This window comes from Mycobacterium appelbergii (assembly GCF_032883035.1).
Taxonomy (GTDB): Bacteria; Actinomycetota; Actinomycetes; order Mycobacteriales; family Mycobacteriaceae; genus Mycobacterium; species Mycobacterium appelbergii.
This window is the reverse complement of sequence record NZ_JAMQTH010000005.1, coordinates 142,769-158,494: the sequence shown is the minus strand read 5'-3', so window position 1 is coordinate 158,494 and position 15,726 is coordinate 142,769. Positions and strand designations below refer to the sequence as shown.

The 15,726-nt window shown below is 65.6% G+C and carries 14 protein-coding genes; 6 read left to right on the top strand and 8 right to left on the bottom strand.

All coding sequences use genetic code 11. The annotated features are described in order from the left end of the window. Nucleotides 1-17 precede the first annotated feature (17 nt). Entirely contained in the window at nt 18-506 is a 489-nt protein-coding gene (locus M1247_RS13180) for a MarR family winged helix-turn-helix transcriptional regulator (RefSeq protein ID WP_317156791.1), read from the bottom strand. 47 nt (nt 507-553) lie between these two features. Further along, nucleotides 554-1,075, bottom strand: a complete 522-nt coding sequence (locus M1247_RS13175; protein ID WP_317156790.1) for a hypothetical protein — start codon at nt 1,073-1,075, stop codon at nt 554-556. Nucleotides 1,076-1,232: 157 nt separating this feature from the next. On the opposite strand from M1247_RS13175, the gene M1247_RS13170 reads away from it, so the two are divergent. After that, nucleotides 1,233-1,883, top strand: a complete 651-nt coding sequence (locus tag M1247_RS13170; RefSeq protein ID WP_317156789.1) for a TetR/AcrR family transcriptional regulator — start codon at nt 1,233-1,235, stop codon at nt 1,881-1,883. On the opposite strand, the gene M1247_RS13165 is transcribed toward M1247_RS13170, so the two are convergent. Beyond that, entirely contained in the window at nt 1,856-2,320 is a 465-nt protein-coding gene (locus M1247_RS13165; protein ID WP_317156788.1) for a hypothetical protein, read from the bottom strand. The genes M1247_RS13170 and M1247_RS13165 overlap by 28 nt on opposite strands. Then, a complete protein-coding gene (locus tag M1247_RS13160) occupies nt 2,317-3,690 on the bottom strand; it encodes an aromatic ring-hydroxylating oxygenase subunit alpha (protein ID WP_317156787.1) in 1,374 nt (457 codons plus the stop codon). The genes M1247_RS13165 and M1247_RS13160 overlap by 4 nt, the downstream gene beginning before the upstream one ends. Nucleotides 3,691-3,884: 194 nt before the next feature. On the opposite strand from M1247_RS13160, the gene M1247_RS13155 reads away from it, so the two are divergent. After that, nucleotides 3,885-5,486, top strand: coding sequence for a serine/threonine-protein kinase (locus M1247_RS13155; RefSeq protein ID WP_317156786.1), 1,602 nt, complete (start codon nt 3,885-3,887; stop codon nt 5,484-5,486). A gap of 10 nt (nt 5,487-5,496) precedes the next feature. Here M1247_RS13155 and M1247_RS13150 read toward each other — a convergent pair whose 3' ends face one another. From M1247_RS13150 to M1247_RS13135, 4 genes are all read right to left on the bottom strand, one after another. After that, a complete protein-coding gene (locus M1247_RS13150; protein ID WP_317156785.1) occupies nt 5,497-6,192 on the bottom strand; it encodes a GntR family transcriptional regulator in 696 nt (231 codons plus the stop codon). 96 nt (nt 6,193-6,288) lie between these two features. Beyond that, nucleotides 6,289-8,004, bottom strand: coding sequence for a dihydroxy-acid dehydratase (locus M1247_RS13145; RefSeq protein ID WP_317156784.1), 1,716 nt, complete (start codon nt 8,002-8,004; stop codon nt 6,289-6,291). Between the two features lie 54 nt (nt 8,005-8,058). After that, entirely contained in the window at nt 8,059-9,033 is a 975-nt protein-coding gene (locus tag M1247_RS13140; protein WP_317156783.1) for a cyclase family protein, read from the bottom strand. A 9-nt stretch (nt 9,034-9,042) separates the two neighbouring features. Then, complete coding sequence (locus M1247_RS13135) at nt 9,043-9,927, bottom strand: carbon-nitrogen hydrolase family protein (RefSeq protein WP_317156782.1); 885 nt, start codon at nt 9,925-9,927, stop codon at nt 9,043-9,045. Nucleotides 9,928-10,051: 124 nt separating this feature from the next. Between M1247_RS13135 and M1247_RS13130 the strand changes: the two genes are divergently transcribed. From M1247_RS13130 to M1247_RS13115, 4 genes are read left to right on the top strand one after another with little or no spacing between them, the layout of a single operon-like run. Next, nucleotides 10,052-10,828 carry an SDR family NAD(P)-dependent oxidoreductase gene (locus M1247_RS13130; protein ID WP_317156781.1) on the top strand — a complete coding sequence of 259 codons (777 nt, stop codon included), beginning with the start codon at nt 10,052-10,054 and terminating at the stop codon, nt 10,826-10,828. A 34-nt stretch (nt 10,829-10,862) separates the two neighbouring features. Continuing rightward, nucleotides 10,863-11,897, top strand: a complete 1,035-nt coding sequence (locus M1247_RS13125) for an ABC transporter permease (protein ID WP_317156780.1) — start codon at nt 10,863-10,865, stop codon at nt 11,895-11,897. A gap of 17 nt (nt 11,898-11,914) precedes the next feature. After that, nucleotides 11,915-13,063, top strand: coding sequence for a substrate-binding domain-containing protein (locus tag M1247_RS13120; protein WP_317156779.1), 1,149 nt, complete (start codon nt 11,915-11,917; stop codon nt 13,061-13,063). Next, a complete protein-coding gene (locus M1247_RS13115) occupies nt 13,060-15,603 on the top strand; it encodes an ATP-binding cassette domain-containing protein (protein WP_317156778.1) in 2,544 nt (847 codons plus the stop codon). The genes M1247_RS13120 and M1247_RS13115 overlap by 4 nt, the downstream gene beginning before the upstream one ends. The last annotated feature ends 123 nt before the right edge of the window (nt 15,604-15,726 follow it).

Genomic DNA, 15,726 nt, shown 5'->3' with positions numbered 1-15,726 from the left:
GGTGACTCCTCGGGGTGTCAGTCGGTGAGTGTGTTGGCCGCGAGTGCCGCGGCGTTGATCCGAGTGAGTACCCGGTGCAGCTCTTCGAGTTCGGGCAGGCTGACGCCCAGCCGCGCCACGACTGCCGGCGGAATCTGCAGGGCACGCTCGCGCAACGCGACGCCGTCGGCGGTCAGGCCGATGTCGGTGGCGCGTTCATCGCTGGCGCTGCGCGTGCGGGTGATCAGGCCGAGCGCTTCCAGCCGCTTGAGCATCGGGGAGAGCGTCGCGGAATCGAGCTGAAGTGCCGTCGCAATCTGCTTGACCGACAGGGGTGGGGCGCCGCTCGCGTGCGACCTGTGGTGATCCCAGAGTGCCAGCATCACCAGGTACTGCGGGTGCGTCAGGCCGAGCGGTTCGAGCAACGGCCGGTAGACGGCCAGCACGGCGCGGTTGCTGATCGCCAGTGCGAAACAGACCTGTCGCTCAAGGGCCAGTGGGTCGACGCCGACCTCGGTCGTAGCCATGACTAAATCGTACGCTAATAGTTAGTGCACAAACAGTGTCAGTGGCGTCACAGCGTCAGGTTGTGTTTTTCGAAATGGCGGGCCAGTGCCTCCATGTATTCGTCGCCGTGGAACGGGCCGCGGGCTCCGATTGCCTTCTGAAGAAACGGCCCGTACTCCTCGTCGTTGACGTACGTGGACCAGTGCGTGATCTGGGCGTCCTCGTTGGTGTCGACGAAGCTGATGGAGTAGAAGCCCATCGTCTCGCCGTCGACCGAGGTGCCCTCCCAGCGGTAACGCATCACGAACCCGTTCTCGGCCGGCCAGACCTTGTAATCGACGGGCTTCCAGTCGGGAAATACGACCGAGTACGCCTTGGCTTCGACGGTGGCGGCGGCGTCGAATGAGGTCGCCACGTCCTTGAGCACCAACTCCTGGCCCGCGACGAAGTACGGCGAGGTGTACACGGCGTCGTCGGTGAACTCCCACTCGTCGTAGGACTCACCCTCGGCCACCTTCTGCAGGACGTACTTGTCGCGGTAGCTCTCGGCCATGCGGCGGTGTTTGGCGATGCGGTCGGCCAGCTCCATTGCTTCCCCTTCACATAGCTGCGGTGCTGCTCAGCACGGTTCCGTGGCGTAGCGCCCACAATAAATATACATATCTGTATGTTAGATACAACAACGAATTTTTTTGGCGGGTGGGTGTGGCATCCGGCCGCGCCGCCGGCCCTGGGAGGATGGAGCGGTGGCCGAACGGTGGACGCGGCAAAGGCGCGTCGAGCACACGCGCAACCTGCTGCTCGACGCCGCAGAAGAGGTGGTGGCGCGGCAGGGATTCGGCGCCGCCGCGCTTGAGGTCATCGCCGACGCCGCGGGCTATACGCGCGGCGCCATCTATTCGCATTTCGGAACGAAAGAGGAACTGTTCCTCGCGGTGATGGAACGTCAGCTGCAACGGTTCCTGGACGGGTTCGCCGACATTGTCGACTCGTTTCACACGCTCAGTGATTTCGATGTCGACAAGTTGGCCGAGCGATGGCGTGAGCTGACCATCGGCGGTCCCGAGCGCGCGGCGCTGGGCTATGAATTCACCCTGTTCCTGCTGCGCAATCCCGAGGCCAGAGCCAGGGTTGCCGAGCAACGACTGGCCACGGTGCAGTCGCTGGCCGGTTACATCGATGCGCATCTGGAGAAGATCGGCGGCCGGCTGCGGGTGCGGTCGGATCTGTTGGCCAAGGTGCTCATCGCGACCAACGAAGGCGTCACCCTCGGCAGCCACATCGACTCCGAGGACCTGTACCGGCCGTTCCTGGAGATGGTGATGTCGCACGTGGAGCCGGACGATGCGCCTGCACGATCAGGCTCCGGTCATTCGGAGATCTCCACGCCGTCATAGGATTTCAGCATGTCTGCGGACGGCAGTGCCATCTGCAGATAGACGTCGATATGGGTGATCTTGCCGGTGTCGCCGAACTCGTAGACCGACAGCGAGTTGACCATGCTGTCGAACTCGCCTACGACGCTGTGCTCTTCGAGTTCGAGAAAGACCAGGCCGTCGGATTCGGTGATCCGCTTGAACGTGCACTCCCACTCCGCGTTCGCTGCCCAGCCGGTCAGGAACGCGACGTACTCGTCCCAGCGCATGATCTCTTTGAAGTTCCCGACCCGGACGAACTCGTCGACTGCAATCAACTCCCGCAACGGATTCCAGCTGGACTCGGAGAAGCCCGGTTGCCTGGCGGAGTCGACCACCGACTTGGTGATGGCGGCGTACTCCAGCGCGCGTCTCGCGTTTCCCCGGTGGTTGTCGATCGCCTCCCGCAGGTTCGTCACCTGGCGGCTCCGGACAGATAGCGGTCCACCACGGAGTGGTAGTGCGCAATGACGACTTCTTCCTTGACCAGTGACATCGACTTGAGCGGCTTGTTGCGCAAACCGATCTGCTGACGGGGCATCTGCTCGTAATCCTGTTGCAGGGCCAGGAAATACTTGAAGCTGCCCGGGTCTTCGACGTTGATCGGTTCGGCCTTGAACACCTCGCGATGCTCGGCAGGCAGCCACATCACGCTGATGATGTGCCAGTAGCACTTGTTCGGATCGCCACTCTCGTGTGGTTGAGCCAGGATCACGGTGGCCTCGCCCGCGCGCACGGTCATGAAGAAGTTGGGAAACAACACCCAGCCGTGGTTGTCACTCATCTGAGCGTCGGTCAGACCACTGACGTCAAAACCCATGCCGGTGAGGGTTTCCCGGGTGGCCGCCTGCAGCAGAGTGCGCGGGGTGATTCCGTCGGGAAGCTGCAATTCACCATTCCTGTCCCGGTATTCGGCGACCAGCTCCTGGAACCGGGGGAGCACCGCCGTCACCGACGGGAAGGTCTCGGGCAACCCCATGATGCCCTCGATCTGTTCTTCCAGGCCGTACTTCTTGCCCGCCACCTCGAACGGCGCGCAGGACACGCTGTGCTTGTCGAAGAAGCGGTACCGCGTGGTGGCCGGGTCGATCATGATGACCTGCAGCAACTGCGGATGGATTCCGGAGATGTGATAGCCCTCCTCGAAGGCGTCCATCACCACTTTCCAGTTGCAGTTCAACGCCTCCCGGACATCGAGGACGGTCACCATTTCCTCGAGGTGATACGGGCTGAGTAGTTCGACGACGTCGGCGCCGAGGAATTCGGCGAGCGGGGCCGCCTCCGGGTCAGGATTGATGAAGATGAATCCGCCGAAACACTCGACGGAGACCGGCAACAGCCCCAGCCCCTCCTTGTCCAGCGGCGTCAGCACGTTTTCCTTTTCCCGCAGGACGCCTTTGAGCTTGCCTTCCAGGTCGTAGGACCACAGGTGGTACTGGCACAGGAAACCGCGCTTGGCATTGCCCTTGCCGTCTCTGCACAGCATGTTTCCGCGGTGCCGACACGCGTTCACGAACCCGCGGATCTTCTGATCCTTGCCGCGGACCAGGACGAAAGACTGGTCCAGCAGACGGTATTCCTTCCAGTCACCGACTTCGGGCAACTCGGATTCCCGGCCGGCCACCTGCCAGACCCGCAGCCAGATGTTCTCGTGTTCGCGCTGGAGGTACTCCGGGTCGGTGTAGCGGTCGGTGGTGATGTCCATCCGGAACTGCGTCGGGTCGATGTCATCGAGTCCCATGCCGTCGTCGAACCATTCACCGGGCCGGGCCGGCTGTGTTGTTGTCATTCGCAGTCGCTCCTGGTGCTGTGTGAGGCCAGTCACGACTATACGTATGTGTATTACAAATACAAGAGTGTATGTAAAGCGCCTGTGAGTGGGAACCCGGGCAATCCGTCCACCGTTGCCAACCGCTTGTATGGGTCGACTTTTCGACCAGTAGGCGGTTGTACACCGCCATGGACTGTTCGTAGGATCCCTGGGTGCCGCTGAACATCGGTGAGACCTTCGCCGGGTTCCGGATCATTCGGCCGCTGGGATCAGGCGGTATGGGGGAGGTGTACCTCGCCGCCCATCCCAGGCTTCCACGGCGTGACGCGCTGAGGGTGTTGCCCGAGGGATGGCCCGCTGAACCCGAGTATCGAATGCGGTTCCGCCGCGAGGCGGAGCTGGCCTCGACCTTGTGGCATCCCGGCATCGTCGGGGTTCATGGCAGCGGAGAATACGACGGCCGGCTGTGGATCTCGACCGACTTCGTCGACGGGCAGGATCTCGGCCATCTCCTCGACGACCGGTATGCCGGGGGGTTGCCGCGGGAGCAGGTGCTCACGATCATCGCCGCGGTGGCAGGGGCGCTCGATTACGCACACAATCATGGTCTGCCGCACCGCGCCATCAAGCCGGCCAACATCATGCTCACCGACCCGGGCAATGCTGCCGGACAGAGCGTCGTCCTCGCAGACTTCGGTCTCGCCCGCAATTTCGACGACATCAGCGCGGCCTACGCGGCCCCGGAACATCTGCTGAGCGAGAACTACGACGGTCGCGCCGACCAGTACGCGCTGGCGTGCACCGCATACCAACTCTTGACCGGGTCGCAACTGTTTGCCGACCCCAATCCCGCCGTCGTGGTCAGGCGCCATCTCAATGCGAGGCCGCCGGCCCTGGCCGACACCCGGACTGAGTTGGCCGACCTCGACGCGGTGCTGGCCAAGGCCCTCGCGAAGGATCCCGCTGACCGATTCGCCAGCTGCGGCGGTTTCGCGCACGCGTTGGCCGCTGAACCCATCGCATTACCGGCAGCCGCGTCGTCGCACCGTGTGGCACCGGTACCGGGTGGCACCCAAGGCCCGCAAAGGAACTGGATACCGGTGGCCGCGATCGCAGCCGTCTGCGCCGTCATCGCCGCGACTGTCGGCATCTGGCAGCCACGACCCGCCGAGCAGGCGGCCGCGAGCGAACCGGCCGGCCCGCCGCCCAGCACCCCTACCGCGGACAACCCGAAGGTGCCGATCGCGCCGACGCCGGGGGTGCCGACCCTCGACGGCCTCTACCGCCTCGACTACGACAACCCGCTCGCGACACTCAACAACACCCCGTGGCCGGCGGCGGGCGATCAACTCGCCAGTTACTGGTGGGCATTCCGATCGACCTGCGCACCGTCGGGATGCGTTGCGACGTCGACCCGTATGGACGACATCGACCACACCGTCCCGTTCCCTGAAGGTGGCGGCGTGACCGCCGTATTCCGTCTCGTCAACGGCGCATGGCAGAGCGATCCGGGAAGGGCATCACTGGCGTGCGAGGCGCCATCCGCGGGACTGGCTCAGGCGGCGGATACGTCGCTGACGTTGACTCCACAACCCGACGGCGGCCTGGCCGGCGCTCAAACCACGACGATCCAATCCAACGAATGTGCCCTGCAAGGTGCAGTCATCACGGTGCCCGTTCGAGCCAGCAGGATTGCAGACTCCCCACCCGGCAACCTGGTCGCCGACCCCGCCACCGTTGCCGTCCCGCCTACGCTTCCCCCGCCGATGCCACCGCCACCTCCGCCACCGCCAGCTCCGCTGGGGCTGCCGTGATCAGACACCTCTACGGCACCGGCAACGGCGGCGGCACGTAGGTATTGGCAGAAGCGTCGTCGCCGGTCGATTGGGTCAACAACAACCGCACGGTTTCGACGAGATGGTCGCGCATCCTGGCGCCGCTAGCTTGCGGATCGCGGTCGCGGATGGCGTTGAGGATGCGCTCATGCACCAGCAGGATGTCCGCCAGTGTGCGGGTGGCGGTGGTGGACAGCCCGCGATCCATCATCTGGATTCGGGTGTTGGCGGCCACCTCGGTGACCCGCCGGTTGCCTGCGATGTTCAAGATGGCGGCGTGGAAATCGACGTCGGCCGCTTGGAAGAGTGATTCGTCGCCCGCCTCGGCGGCCTTGCGCATCCGGTCGAATGCCTCCTCGACGGGGCCGAGCAACTCGTCGGTCAGCAGCTCCGCGGCGCGGTAGGCCGAGGGCACCTCGAGCAGCATCCGCAGCGAGTAGATCTCCTCGATGTCACGGGTGGACACCTCCAGGATCCGGACACCGCGGCTGCGTTCGAACCGCACCATGCCGTTGCTCGCCATGCGCAGCAGCGCCTCGCGGACGGGAGTCCGGGAGACCCCGAGCCGCCCCGAGATCTCCACCACCGAATGCATCGTCCCAGGTTGGAGTTCGCCGGCCCGGATGGCGCGCATCAACTCGTCGTAGACGCGATCGGTCAGCGAAACCTGTCCGGGGTCGAACACAATTCACGTCTCCCTATGAGCTGACATACTTCCGCCAGCATAAATGCATGCAGCATGCGCCGTGTTACTTCGGGTCGGCCCGTGTCGGGCCCTCGTTCAGAGGAACGACAGGTCTGCACCCTGGCTGGCCGGCAGCACGGTCTCCTCATACAACCTCCGCCACCCGCGCGCCGCGCGCGGTGGAGGTGTGAACGACTCGAGCCGCTCGGCGATCTCCTCGTCAGGCACCAGCAGGTCAATCGAGCGGTTCGGGACGTCCAGCCTGATCAGGTCGCCATTGCGGACCACCGACAGTGGCCCGCCCGCGGCGGCCTCGGGATCGCAATGCAACACCACCGTGCCGTAGGAGGTCCCGCTCATCCGGGCGTCCGAGACCCGCACCATGTCCCGAACGCCGGCCTGTGCCAGTTTCGCGGGGATGGGCAAGGCGCCTGCCTCCGGCATCCCCGCGGCCACCGGTCCCGAATACCGCATCACCAACACGTGTTCAGGGGTCACATCCAGATCGGGATCGTCGAGGATGGTGGCCGCGTCGGCCGGGTTGTCCACCACCAGGGCCGGTCCGGTGTGCTGCATCAGATGCGGGCTCGCCGCCGACGCCTTGATGATGGCCCCGTTCGGCGCCAGCGACCCCGACAGGACCGCCAGCGCCCCGGGGGGACCCAGCGGCTCGGCGAGATGACGGATCGTGTTCTGCCAATCGGCAGGCCCGTCGGAGTCCTCGATCAGCTGCGCCAGCGAGCGACCACTGACGCCGCGATGATCTCGGTGCAGCAACGGCGCCAACTCCGTCAGCAGCGCAGGGACGCCGCCGGCCCGGTGGAAATCCTCCATGTACCCGACACCGGAGGGTTTGCAGTCGACGAGAAGCGGTGTGTCGGAGCCGATCTTGTCGAAGTCCGACATCTCCAGTTTCACGCCGGCGCGTCGCGCCACGGCAACGACATGGATCAGGGCGTTGGTCGAACCGCCGATCGCCGCCAGCGCCCGGATGGCGTTCTCGAACGCTTCCCGGGTCATCACCTCCCGGGGCAGGGGCCCGCCGGTGATCGCCAATTCGACGGCCCGCCTGCCGGTTTCGGTGGCATGCCGTAGCCGTGCCCCGCTGACCGCAGGCGGCGTCGCCCCGCCGGGCAGCATCATGCCCAGTGTCTCGGTCAGCACCGCCATGGTCGATGCGGTTCCCATCACCGTGCACGTCCCGGTTGTGGATACGAGTTCCTGACGCACCGAGACGATTTCCTCGTCGCTGAGGTCGCCACCGCGGTAGTTGCCCCAGAACCGGCGGCAATCGGTGCAGGCTCCGAGCCGCTCGCCGCGCCACGATCCCGTCATCATGGGCCCGACGACTTCGAGCATTACCGGGATGTCCGAGGACGCGGCTGCCATCAACTGGGCCGGGACCGTCTTGTCGCAGCCACCGAGCAGTACCGCGGAGTCCATGGGCAGCGCGCGGATCATCTCCTCGGTGTCCATCGCCATCAGATTGCGGAACAGCATCGTGGTGGGCGAGGTCAGGATTTCGCCGAGCGAGATGGTCGGGAAGTCCATGGGCAGTCCGCCGGCCTGCTCGACGCCACGTTTCACGGCGGCGAGCAAGGCGGGCATATCGCGGTGGCACGTGTTGTAATCCGACTGCGTGACAGCAATTCCGATGATCGGACGCTCGAGGCTCTCATCGTCGTAACCGGCCGAGGCAAGGAACGCCCTGCGCAGATAGCGGCTGAATCCCGCGTCGCCGTAGGACGTCCGGCTGTTGTCGACCGCAGAGGTGCCGTGCTGGTACCCGCGTGGCTGCGGCGGTGATGACATGAAAATCCTTTCGAGGCGCGCATTGCGCGGAGAATCAAGACGGTGCTACAGCGCTCAGCGCAACAGCGGCATCGCCAGCGGGCGCATGGGTGCACCGGTCGCTCCGCGGATCTTCATGCACGCGCCGATGAAGGCGAATTCATAAAGGCGTTCGGCGGCAAGGGTTTCACAGTCGACGACCTCCATGATCGGCACGCCCGCCTCGGCCAGCAGATAGGTGTGCACCACCTGCCAGTTCTCGGCATCGGGGGAGGGGGACTGCTCCAGTGCGAGGTTGTCGCCGCCGATGACGGCCGCACCGGCCTCTGCGAGGAACTGTGCGCCCTCGCGGTTGAGTCCGGGTGCGTTGTCGATGTAGCGATCGGTGTCGGGCCAGTACCGCATGCGCCCGGTGCGAACCAGGGCGATGTCGCCGGGACGGAACTCGACGTTCTGCCGTTTCAGTGCGTCGGCGAGATCCTTCGCGCCGATACCGTAATTCTCCGGCAGCACATCGACGCCGTGCAGGCCCGCGATGTCGAACAGCACCCCGCGGGTGATAATGGGCGGAAACTTGTCGGCGCCGCACTTGATCCAATGCCGGGAGCTGATGCATTGCGCGGCTTCGTATCCGTTGAAGATCTTGCCGTGATAGCCGAAGTGGTTCAGGGTGTCGATGTGCGTGCCGCAGTGGGTGTACATCGACATCGCATCACCCGAGTAGGCCACCAGATGGTTCTGGTCGACGCCGACACCGGTGATGTCGTCGAGCACGGTGCCTACCGGGGTGTGGGTCATCCACTGCTGAAAGCCGGGGTCGCCGGCTTTGGTCCAGGAGGGCATGCCGATGAAGTAGTCGACCGAAAGGTCGATGGCCGCACCGCCGTCGGCGGCGCGCATGACTTCGCGGGACTTCTCGGCGCTGATCAGGTTCAGCATGCCGATCTCGTCGTCGGGGCCGAATGGGCTCATGGTGATCTCGCGGAATTTCGCGGCGTGTGCGGCGATGAGGTTGCGGGTGCGCTCATCGATGATGCCGGGTCCACACATGGTGAATCCTTACGTCGGAGGGGCAGTGGGGCGGGTGAGCGCCGAATAGAGCTCGGGACGACGTCCTTGAAACACCGGAAGTGAGAACGGTGGATCGTCGAACGTCAAAGTCTTGGTGCGGGATTGGGTGACGTCGACCGATGTGACGACGATTCCCTCCGCGGTGCCCGCGTCGACCAGAACCTCACCCGAGGGTGCGACGACCTGACTGCGGCCGAGGAAGTCGGTGTCGGACTCGCGGTCGCAACGGTCCGCGACGGCCACGTACACCAGGTTCTCCACTGCGCGGACCCGGGTCATGTGGTCGGCCAGGAATCCCGCTGTCAACGGCCAGTTGGTCGGCATGGCAATCACGTCCGCACCACCGAGCGCGAGCTCCCGGGCCGATTCCGGGAAACGCAGATCGAAGCAGATCATGATTCCGACCCGCAGTGGGCCTGCCTCGTATACGCGGGGTGCCACGCCGTCGCCGGGGTCGACGAACAGATCCGCTCCCAACCGGGGCAGGTGCTGCTTGCGGTAAGTGCCCGCGACACCGTCGGGGCCGATCAGCACGGCGCTGTTGTAGACCTTGTCGCCGTCCCGTTCAAGCAGGCCCACCACCGCAAAGGTGCAGGTAGCCGAGGCGGCTTCGATGAGGGGCGCCAACCGCTGACCGGTGATGGCGACAGCCGCGTCCTCGACCTGGGTGCGTGAGTCCATCATGTATCCGGACAGCGTGCACTCGGGGAAGACTGTCAACTGCGCACCCTGGGCGGCGGCATTGTGCATCCACCGGGCGGTTGAGGCGATATTGGCATCCGGATCGCCAAGTACCGATGACACCTGCGCGACGGCCACGATCGGGTTCGCCGTCTTGCCGCAGTGACCCGAGCCTGCATCGACGTCTGACACCCTTGCCCTCCACTTTCCAACGAGGTTGTCGCCCCACATTGACATGCTGCATGCAGCATGTCAATGTGTGTGACGTGGGATACTCTGCGTGCTGCATGCAGGATGTTGAAGGGTGGTTCGGCTGATGACCGACACCGCATCGACTACTGCGAAGACGACCTTGATCACCGGCGCTGCCAGCGGCATCGGGGCCGCGACGGCCTTGCTCCTCGCTCAACGTGGACACCGCCTGGTGCTGGCCGACATCGATGGTGACCACCTGGGACGGGTGGCCGATGAGGTCCGGGCGGCCGGCGCGGAGGCGATCGCCGTCGTCGCGGACGTCTCCAAGGAAGATGATGCCGTCGCCGCGCTCGAGGCGGGATATGACGCCTTCGGCACCGTCGACGGACTAGTCACCTCGGCGGCGGTGATGATCTCCAAGCCGCTGACCGAGACCACGCTCGACAACTGGAACGCCCTGCAGTCGGTCAATGTGACGGGTGTCTTCCTCGTGTGCCGCGAGTTCATCCGTCGCCTTGTCGACAGGGAAAGGCCGGGAGCGATCGTCAACCTCTCGTCCATCTCGGGTACCGTCGCCCTGCCGAATCAAGCCGCGTACTGCGCCTCCAAGGGTGCGGTGGCTCAGCTGACCCGCCAGATCGCGGTCGAGTACGCCGCGCGCGGCATCCGCGCGAACGTCGTCAGCCCCGGCACCGTCGAGACCCGGCAGCTCGCGACCTACCTCGGGTCGCAACCGGATCCCGACGCTGCCCGGCGTGCCCTGTACGCCGCACACCCGATCGGCCGAATCGCCGAGGCTGCCGAGGTGGCATCCACGATTGCCTTCCTGCTGGGGTCGGACTCAAGCTTCGTCACCGGCGCGGCCCTGGCCGTCGACGGCGGCTACACCAGCATCTGACCGGTCCAGCGCAACGTCTTTCGAGGAACCCACCATGTCAACTCTCACGTCATCGGCCGGGCCGGACCGTGGATCCGCACCCGATCATCCATCGCTGTGGCATCGCATCCGGACCGACCGGTTCATGCCGATCTGGCTGTTGGCCGTCGTCATCTTCGTCATCAGTCCGCTCATCGCACCGGGCAGCATGACGCCGTCGGCGCTCACCGCGATGCTGCCCTTCGCCGGAGTGATGGCGATTGCCGCACTCGGGCAGACACTGGTGATCACGCACGGCGGCATCGACTTGTCGGTGCCCGGCGTCATGGCGATCGCCGCAGTCTGCGTCACCAAGCTGGCTCAGGGTGGAGCGTTACCGACGGTCGTGTGCGTGCTGCTCGGGATCGCCGCCGGGGCGATCTCCGGCCTGGTGATCGGCATTGCGGTGGTGCGGTTCTCGGTCGCGGCATTCGTTGCGTCGCTGGCGGTCAACTCGCTGCTCACCGGTCTGGTGCTGGTGGCATCCAGTGGGTTCCCCGGTACCGCCGACCCGGCCGTCAGTGCTTTCGCCGTCAGTTCGGTCGCGGGCATCCCGACGGTGTTCCTCCTGGCGGTGCTGCTGGTCGGCGTCACGCAACTGGTGCTCAAGCAGAGCGTCGCAGGCCGTCGGTTCGTGGCGGTCGGTGCCGGTGTCCCGGCGGCGCGAATCGCAGGTCTTCGCACCGCGACCAACGGTGTGATGGCCTACGTGCTGGCCGGAATCGCCTACGCCACTGCGGGAATGCTGCTCGCCGCCTACCTGCGCACCCCCGACCTGCAGCTGGGACAGAGTTATCAGCTCACCACCATCGCCGCGGTCGTGCTGGGTGGCACGCTGCTGCGCGGCGGCATCTCCTCGATCACGGCCACCGCTGTTGCCGCGCTCTTCCTCACCCAGCTCGGCCAGGTGGTGCTCGCCGCCGGGGCATCGACGGCCATGCAGCTGCTGATCCAGGCCCTGGTGCTGGCCGCGGCCATCGTCCTGCGCGGTGTGGACTGGCGGCGCTTCGTCCAGTTCCGCGTCAAATCCGGTGAGGCCCAACCATCATGACCGACAGGAGAACTGGCGTGATCACTCGAACCAAGGCGCTGGCCGCGGCGCTGCTGGCGGGCCTCACCTTGACCTCGTGCGCCGGCGGGCCGTTCAGCGCACCCGCCGCATTCCAGGTCGACCCGGTCTACCTGGACCCCGCACTGAGCGGTTCGGTCGATCAGCTCAAGCCCATCAGCGACTTCTGCGGTGACCGCTCCATCAAGGTGGCGTTGGCCGATGGCGTGGGCGACAACGCCTTCCGCAAGACGGCACGTGCCGAGTTCGAGGACGAGGCCGCCAGGTGCCCGAACATCGAAGTGCTGCCCTACGCCGACGGACAGAACAATCCGCAGAAGGCGATCAGCGACATCAAGGCGCTCGTCGCGCTCGGGGTGGAAGCCCTCGTGGTGTTCCCCGACGCCGGACCCGCCCTACTGCCGACGCTGCGCGAAGCGTTCGAGGCGGGCGTGGCCGTGGTGCCCTACACCGCGAGCCCCGGAGGTACGGCAGGCGTCGACTACACGACGTTCGTCGGGCACAACACCGTCACCGACGGTGCAAAGTGGGCCGAATGGGTGTGCACCGCACTGGGCCCCAAAGGTGGTAATGCCATATTCCTCGGCGGGACACCCGGTAATGCCCAGAGCCTCAGCGAGATCCACGGCATTGAGGACGAACTCGCCAACAACCCTGACTGCAAGGGCGTGACCCTGCTCAACGATCCTGGCACCCCGATCGACACCGGCTGGAACCCCGCCCAGACCCAGCGCGTCGTCTCCGGTTTGCTGGCCAAGTACCCCAAGATCGACGCGGTCATCACCGACTCCGGTGACAGTTCTCTGGGCGGCATCCGTGCGTTTCTGCAGGCCGGACGCCCACTGCCGGTGTGGACTGCCAACGACAACAACGGGTTTGCCTGCGCGTACGTGGACAACAAGCGCAAACAGCCGCAGTTTCAGATCGTCGCCGTCACCTCGCGCACATGGATCGTGCGGCTGGCATTGCGTAAGGCGGTTGCCGCTGCGCAGGACATTCCCGAGCCGGAACCCGACATCGTCAACGTGCCCATCGTCATGAATTCACTGGACCCCAGCCTCATTCCGGAATGTGACCCCAACCTGCCGGCCAGCGCCGTCACGTCCTCGGAGTTGAGCACCGAGAAACTCGCGGAGATCTACCGATGACACATAACACCACCGCATCCGGCAGCACCCAAGAAGCCTTGGCGCCCACACCAGGTCGAGGGCTGACCGTTTCCGGGGTCACCATGACGTTTCCCGGAGTCACCGCACTGGACGACGTCGGTTTCGACGCCGATCCCGGCGAGGTGCACGCGCTCGTCGGTGGCAACGGTGCAGGAAAGTCGACATTGATGGCGGTCGCATCCGGTGCGCTGACGCCCGACCGCGGGACCGTGCGTATCGGTGATGACGAGCTGACGTCGGGTTCGCCGCTCGCCGCCAAGGAAGCCGGCCTGGCCATCGCCTACCAGGTCCCGGCCATCCTGCCCGACCTCACGGTGGCCGAGAACCTCGCACTGGCGGTGCCACCGAACCTGCGCCCGCGACTCGGCGACCTCAACAAGTGGGCCGCGGAAAAACTCAAGCCGATGGGCATCCCCATCGATCCCAGCCTGCCTGCAGGACAACTGGGCCTGGCGGAGAAGCAGGCGATCGAAATCTGCGGTGCGCTCGCGTGCGAGCCCAGCGTGCTGATCCTCGACGAACCGACCGAACCGTTTGCCGCCGCGGAATCCGCGCGGCTGTTCGAGCTGATCCGCGAACTGTCCGCGTCCGGCGTCGCGATCATCTACATCAGCCACCGGTTGCCCGACGTCTTCGCTCTCGCCGACCGCATCACGGTGTTGCGTGACGGTCGAATTCGCGGCCAGTTCGCTGCCGCTGAAGTCACCGAGGACGAGATAGTCACGTTAATCGCCGGGCGCGCCGTGGAGGCGTTGTTCCCTGACCGCTCCGACGATCCGGGCGAACCGGCCGTGGTCGTCTCCGATTTCGGCGCCGTCGACGCCCCCGGCATTTCCACCTCGATCCGACGCCACGAGATCCTCGGGTTGGCCGGGGTCGAGGGCAACGGCCAGCGCGAGTTCATCCGCGCGCTCGGCGGCGCCGTAGCCTCCCACGGCGAGGTGTCCGTCGACGGCGGTCGCCTGCGGCTCACGTCGCCGCGCGCCGCCCGCGACAAGGGAATCATTCTGATGCCCCAGGAACGCGGCATCGAAGGCATCGCACCGATCCTGTCCGTGCGGGAGAACCTCTCCCTGGTCGCGTTGCCCCGGGTTTCCCGGGCCGGCTTCGTATCTCGTTCCATCGAGCGCGAATTGGCGCAGGAGCAGGTCGCCGAACTGGGCGTGAAGACGGCCACCATCGACACCGAGGTCGGCACGCTCTCCGGCGGTAACCAGCAGAAGGTGGTGCTGGGTCGGGCGCTGCTCTCGGCGCCCGAGTTGCTGCTGTGTGATGAGCCCACCCAGGGCATCGACGTCGGTGTGCGGTCAGAGATCTATCACCGCCTGCGCGACGTCGCCGATTCGGGAACTCCCGTGGTCGTGCTGAGCTCTGATGACGTCGAGCTGGCCGGGTTGTGCGACCGCGTGCTGGTGTTCTCCCGTGGACGCGTGGTCGCCGACCTCGTCGGTGACGAGGTCACCGAGCATGCCATCACCCAGGCGTCGCTGACTGCCGGCCGGACGGATGCCGACGCGTCGACCGACGCCACGACCAGTGCCCCGCGGGTCGGGCGGCCCAGCCGCTGGAAGCGTCTGATCGGTAGTCAGCAGACACCGAGTCTGGTGCTGCTGGCCGTCATCCTGGCTCTCGGTGCGGTCACCACCGCGGTCAACGGGCGATTCCTGTCGGAGTTCAATATCGCCAACCTGCTGATGCTCATGGCTCCCGTGCTGTTCCTGGCGGCCGGACAGCTGGTCGTCATGCTCACCGGCGGCATCGACCTCTCCGTCGGGCCGCTGAGCGGGACCCTGGTGGTCGTCGCATCCTTCTTCATCGTGGAAGGGTACGGATTCGGCTGGTGGATACTAGGTTTCGTCCTGGTGTTCTTGCTTGCCGCGGCAGTGGGCGCGGCGAACGGCGCGATGGTGCGCTACTCCCGTGTGGTGCCGGTGGTGGCCACCCTGATCACCTACACAGGGCTGCAGGGTCTGTCGCTGGTGTGGCGCGACGCGCCGGGCGGAGTCATCGCCCTTGACGTGGTCGAAGCCATCAATACCCGCATCGGGCCGTTCCCCGTGGCCGTGATCATCGGCGTCGTGGTCCTGGTCGGGTTCGAATTTGCCTCGCGCCGCACGTCGTTCGGCCTTCGCCTGCGCGCGTCCGGGTCGGACGAAGCCGCTGCCCGCAAACGTGGCGTCGGTGTCGACACCGTGCACATGATCGCCTATCTTGCCAGTTCGGTGTTGACCGCCGTCGGTGCACTGCTGTTGATGGCACAGATCGGCGTGGGCGATCCCACTGCAGGCATCACCTACACGCTGGTGGCGATCACCGCGGTGGTGCTCGGCGGCGCGTCGATCTTCGGCGGTCGGGGCAGCTTCGTCGGTGTCCTGTTCGGCGTGCTGCTGCTGCAGGTGATCAGCAACGCCACGATCTTCCTCAAGCTCTCGCAGGCCTGGCAGTACCTGCTAGTCGGTCTGATGGCATTGGCAGCAACGGCCGCCTACGCCCAGGTGCAACGCCGAACGGCACGCTGAGGACGGGCGCCGCGGCCCAAGCGACCCGTGGGAATCTGCGTGAAAGCGATCCTCGTCACTGTCTGAAACGCATTGTCAACTGTTGCTGACTGCGCAGGAAATGACACGACAGCCGAGCGGCGC

Coding starts and splice junctions, on each gene's coding strand:
- M1247_RS13180 (WP_317156791.1), bottom strand. CDS start 506: ATGGCTACGACCGAGGTCGGCGTCGACCCACTGGCCCTTGAGCGACAG.
- M1247_RS13175 (WP_317156790.1), bottom strand. CDS start 1,075: ATGGAGCTGGCCGACCGCATCGCCAAACACCGCCGCATGGCCGAGAGC.
- M1247_RS13160 (WP_317156787.1), bottom strand. CDS start 3,690: ATGACAACAACACAGCCGGCCCGGCCCGGTGAATGGTTCGACGACGGC.
- M1247_RS13145 (WP_317156784.1), bottom strand. CDS start 8,004: ATGTCATCACCGCCGCAGCCACGCGGGTACCAGCACGGCACCTCTGCG.
- M1247_RS13140 (WP_317156783.1), bottom strand. CDS start 9,033: ATGTGTGGACCCGGCATCATCGATGAGCGCACCCGCAACCTCATCGCC.
- M1247_RS13130 (WP_317156781.1), top strand. CDS start 10,052: ATGACCGACACCGCATCGACTACTGCGAAGACGACCTTGATCACCGGC.
- M1247_RS13125 (WP_317156780.1), top strand. CDS start 10,863: ATGTCAACTCTCACGTCATCGGCCGGGCCGGACCGTGGATCCGCACCC.
- M1247_RS13115 (WP_317156778.1), top strand. CDS start 13,060: ATGACACATAACACCACCGCATCCGGCAGCACCCAAGAAGCCTTGGCG.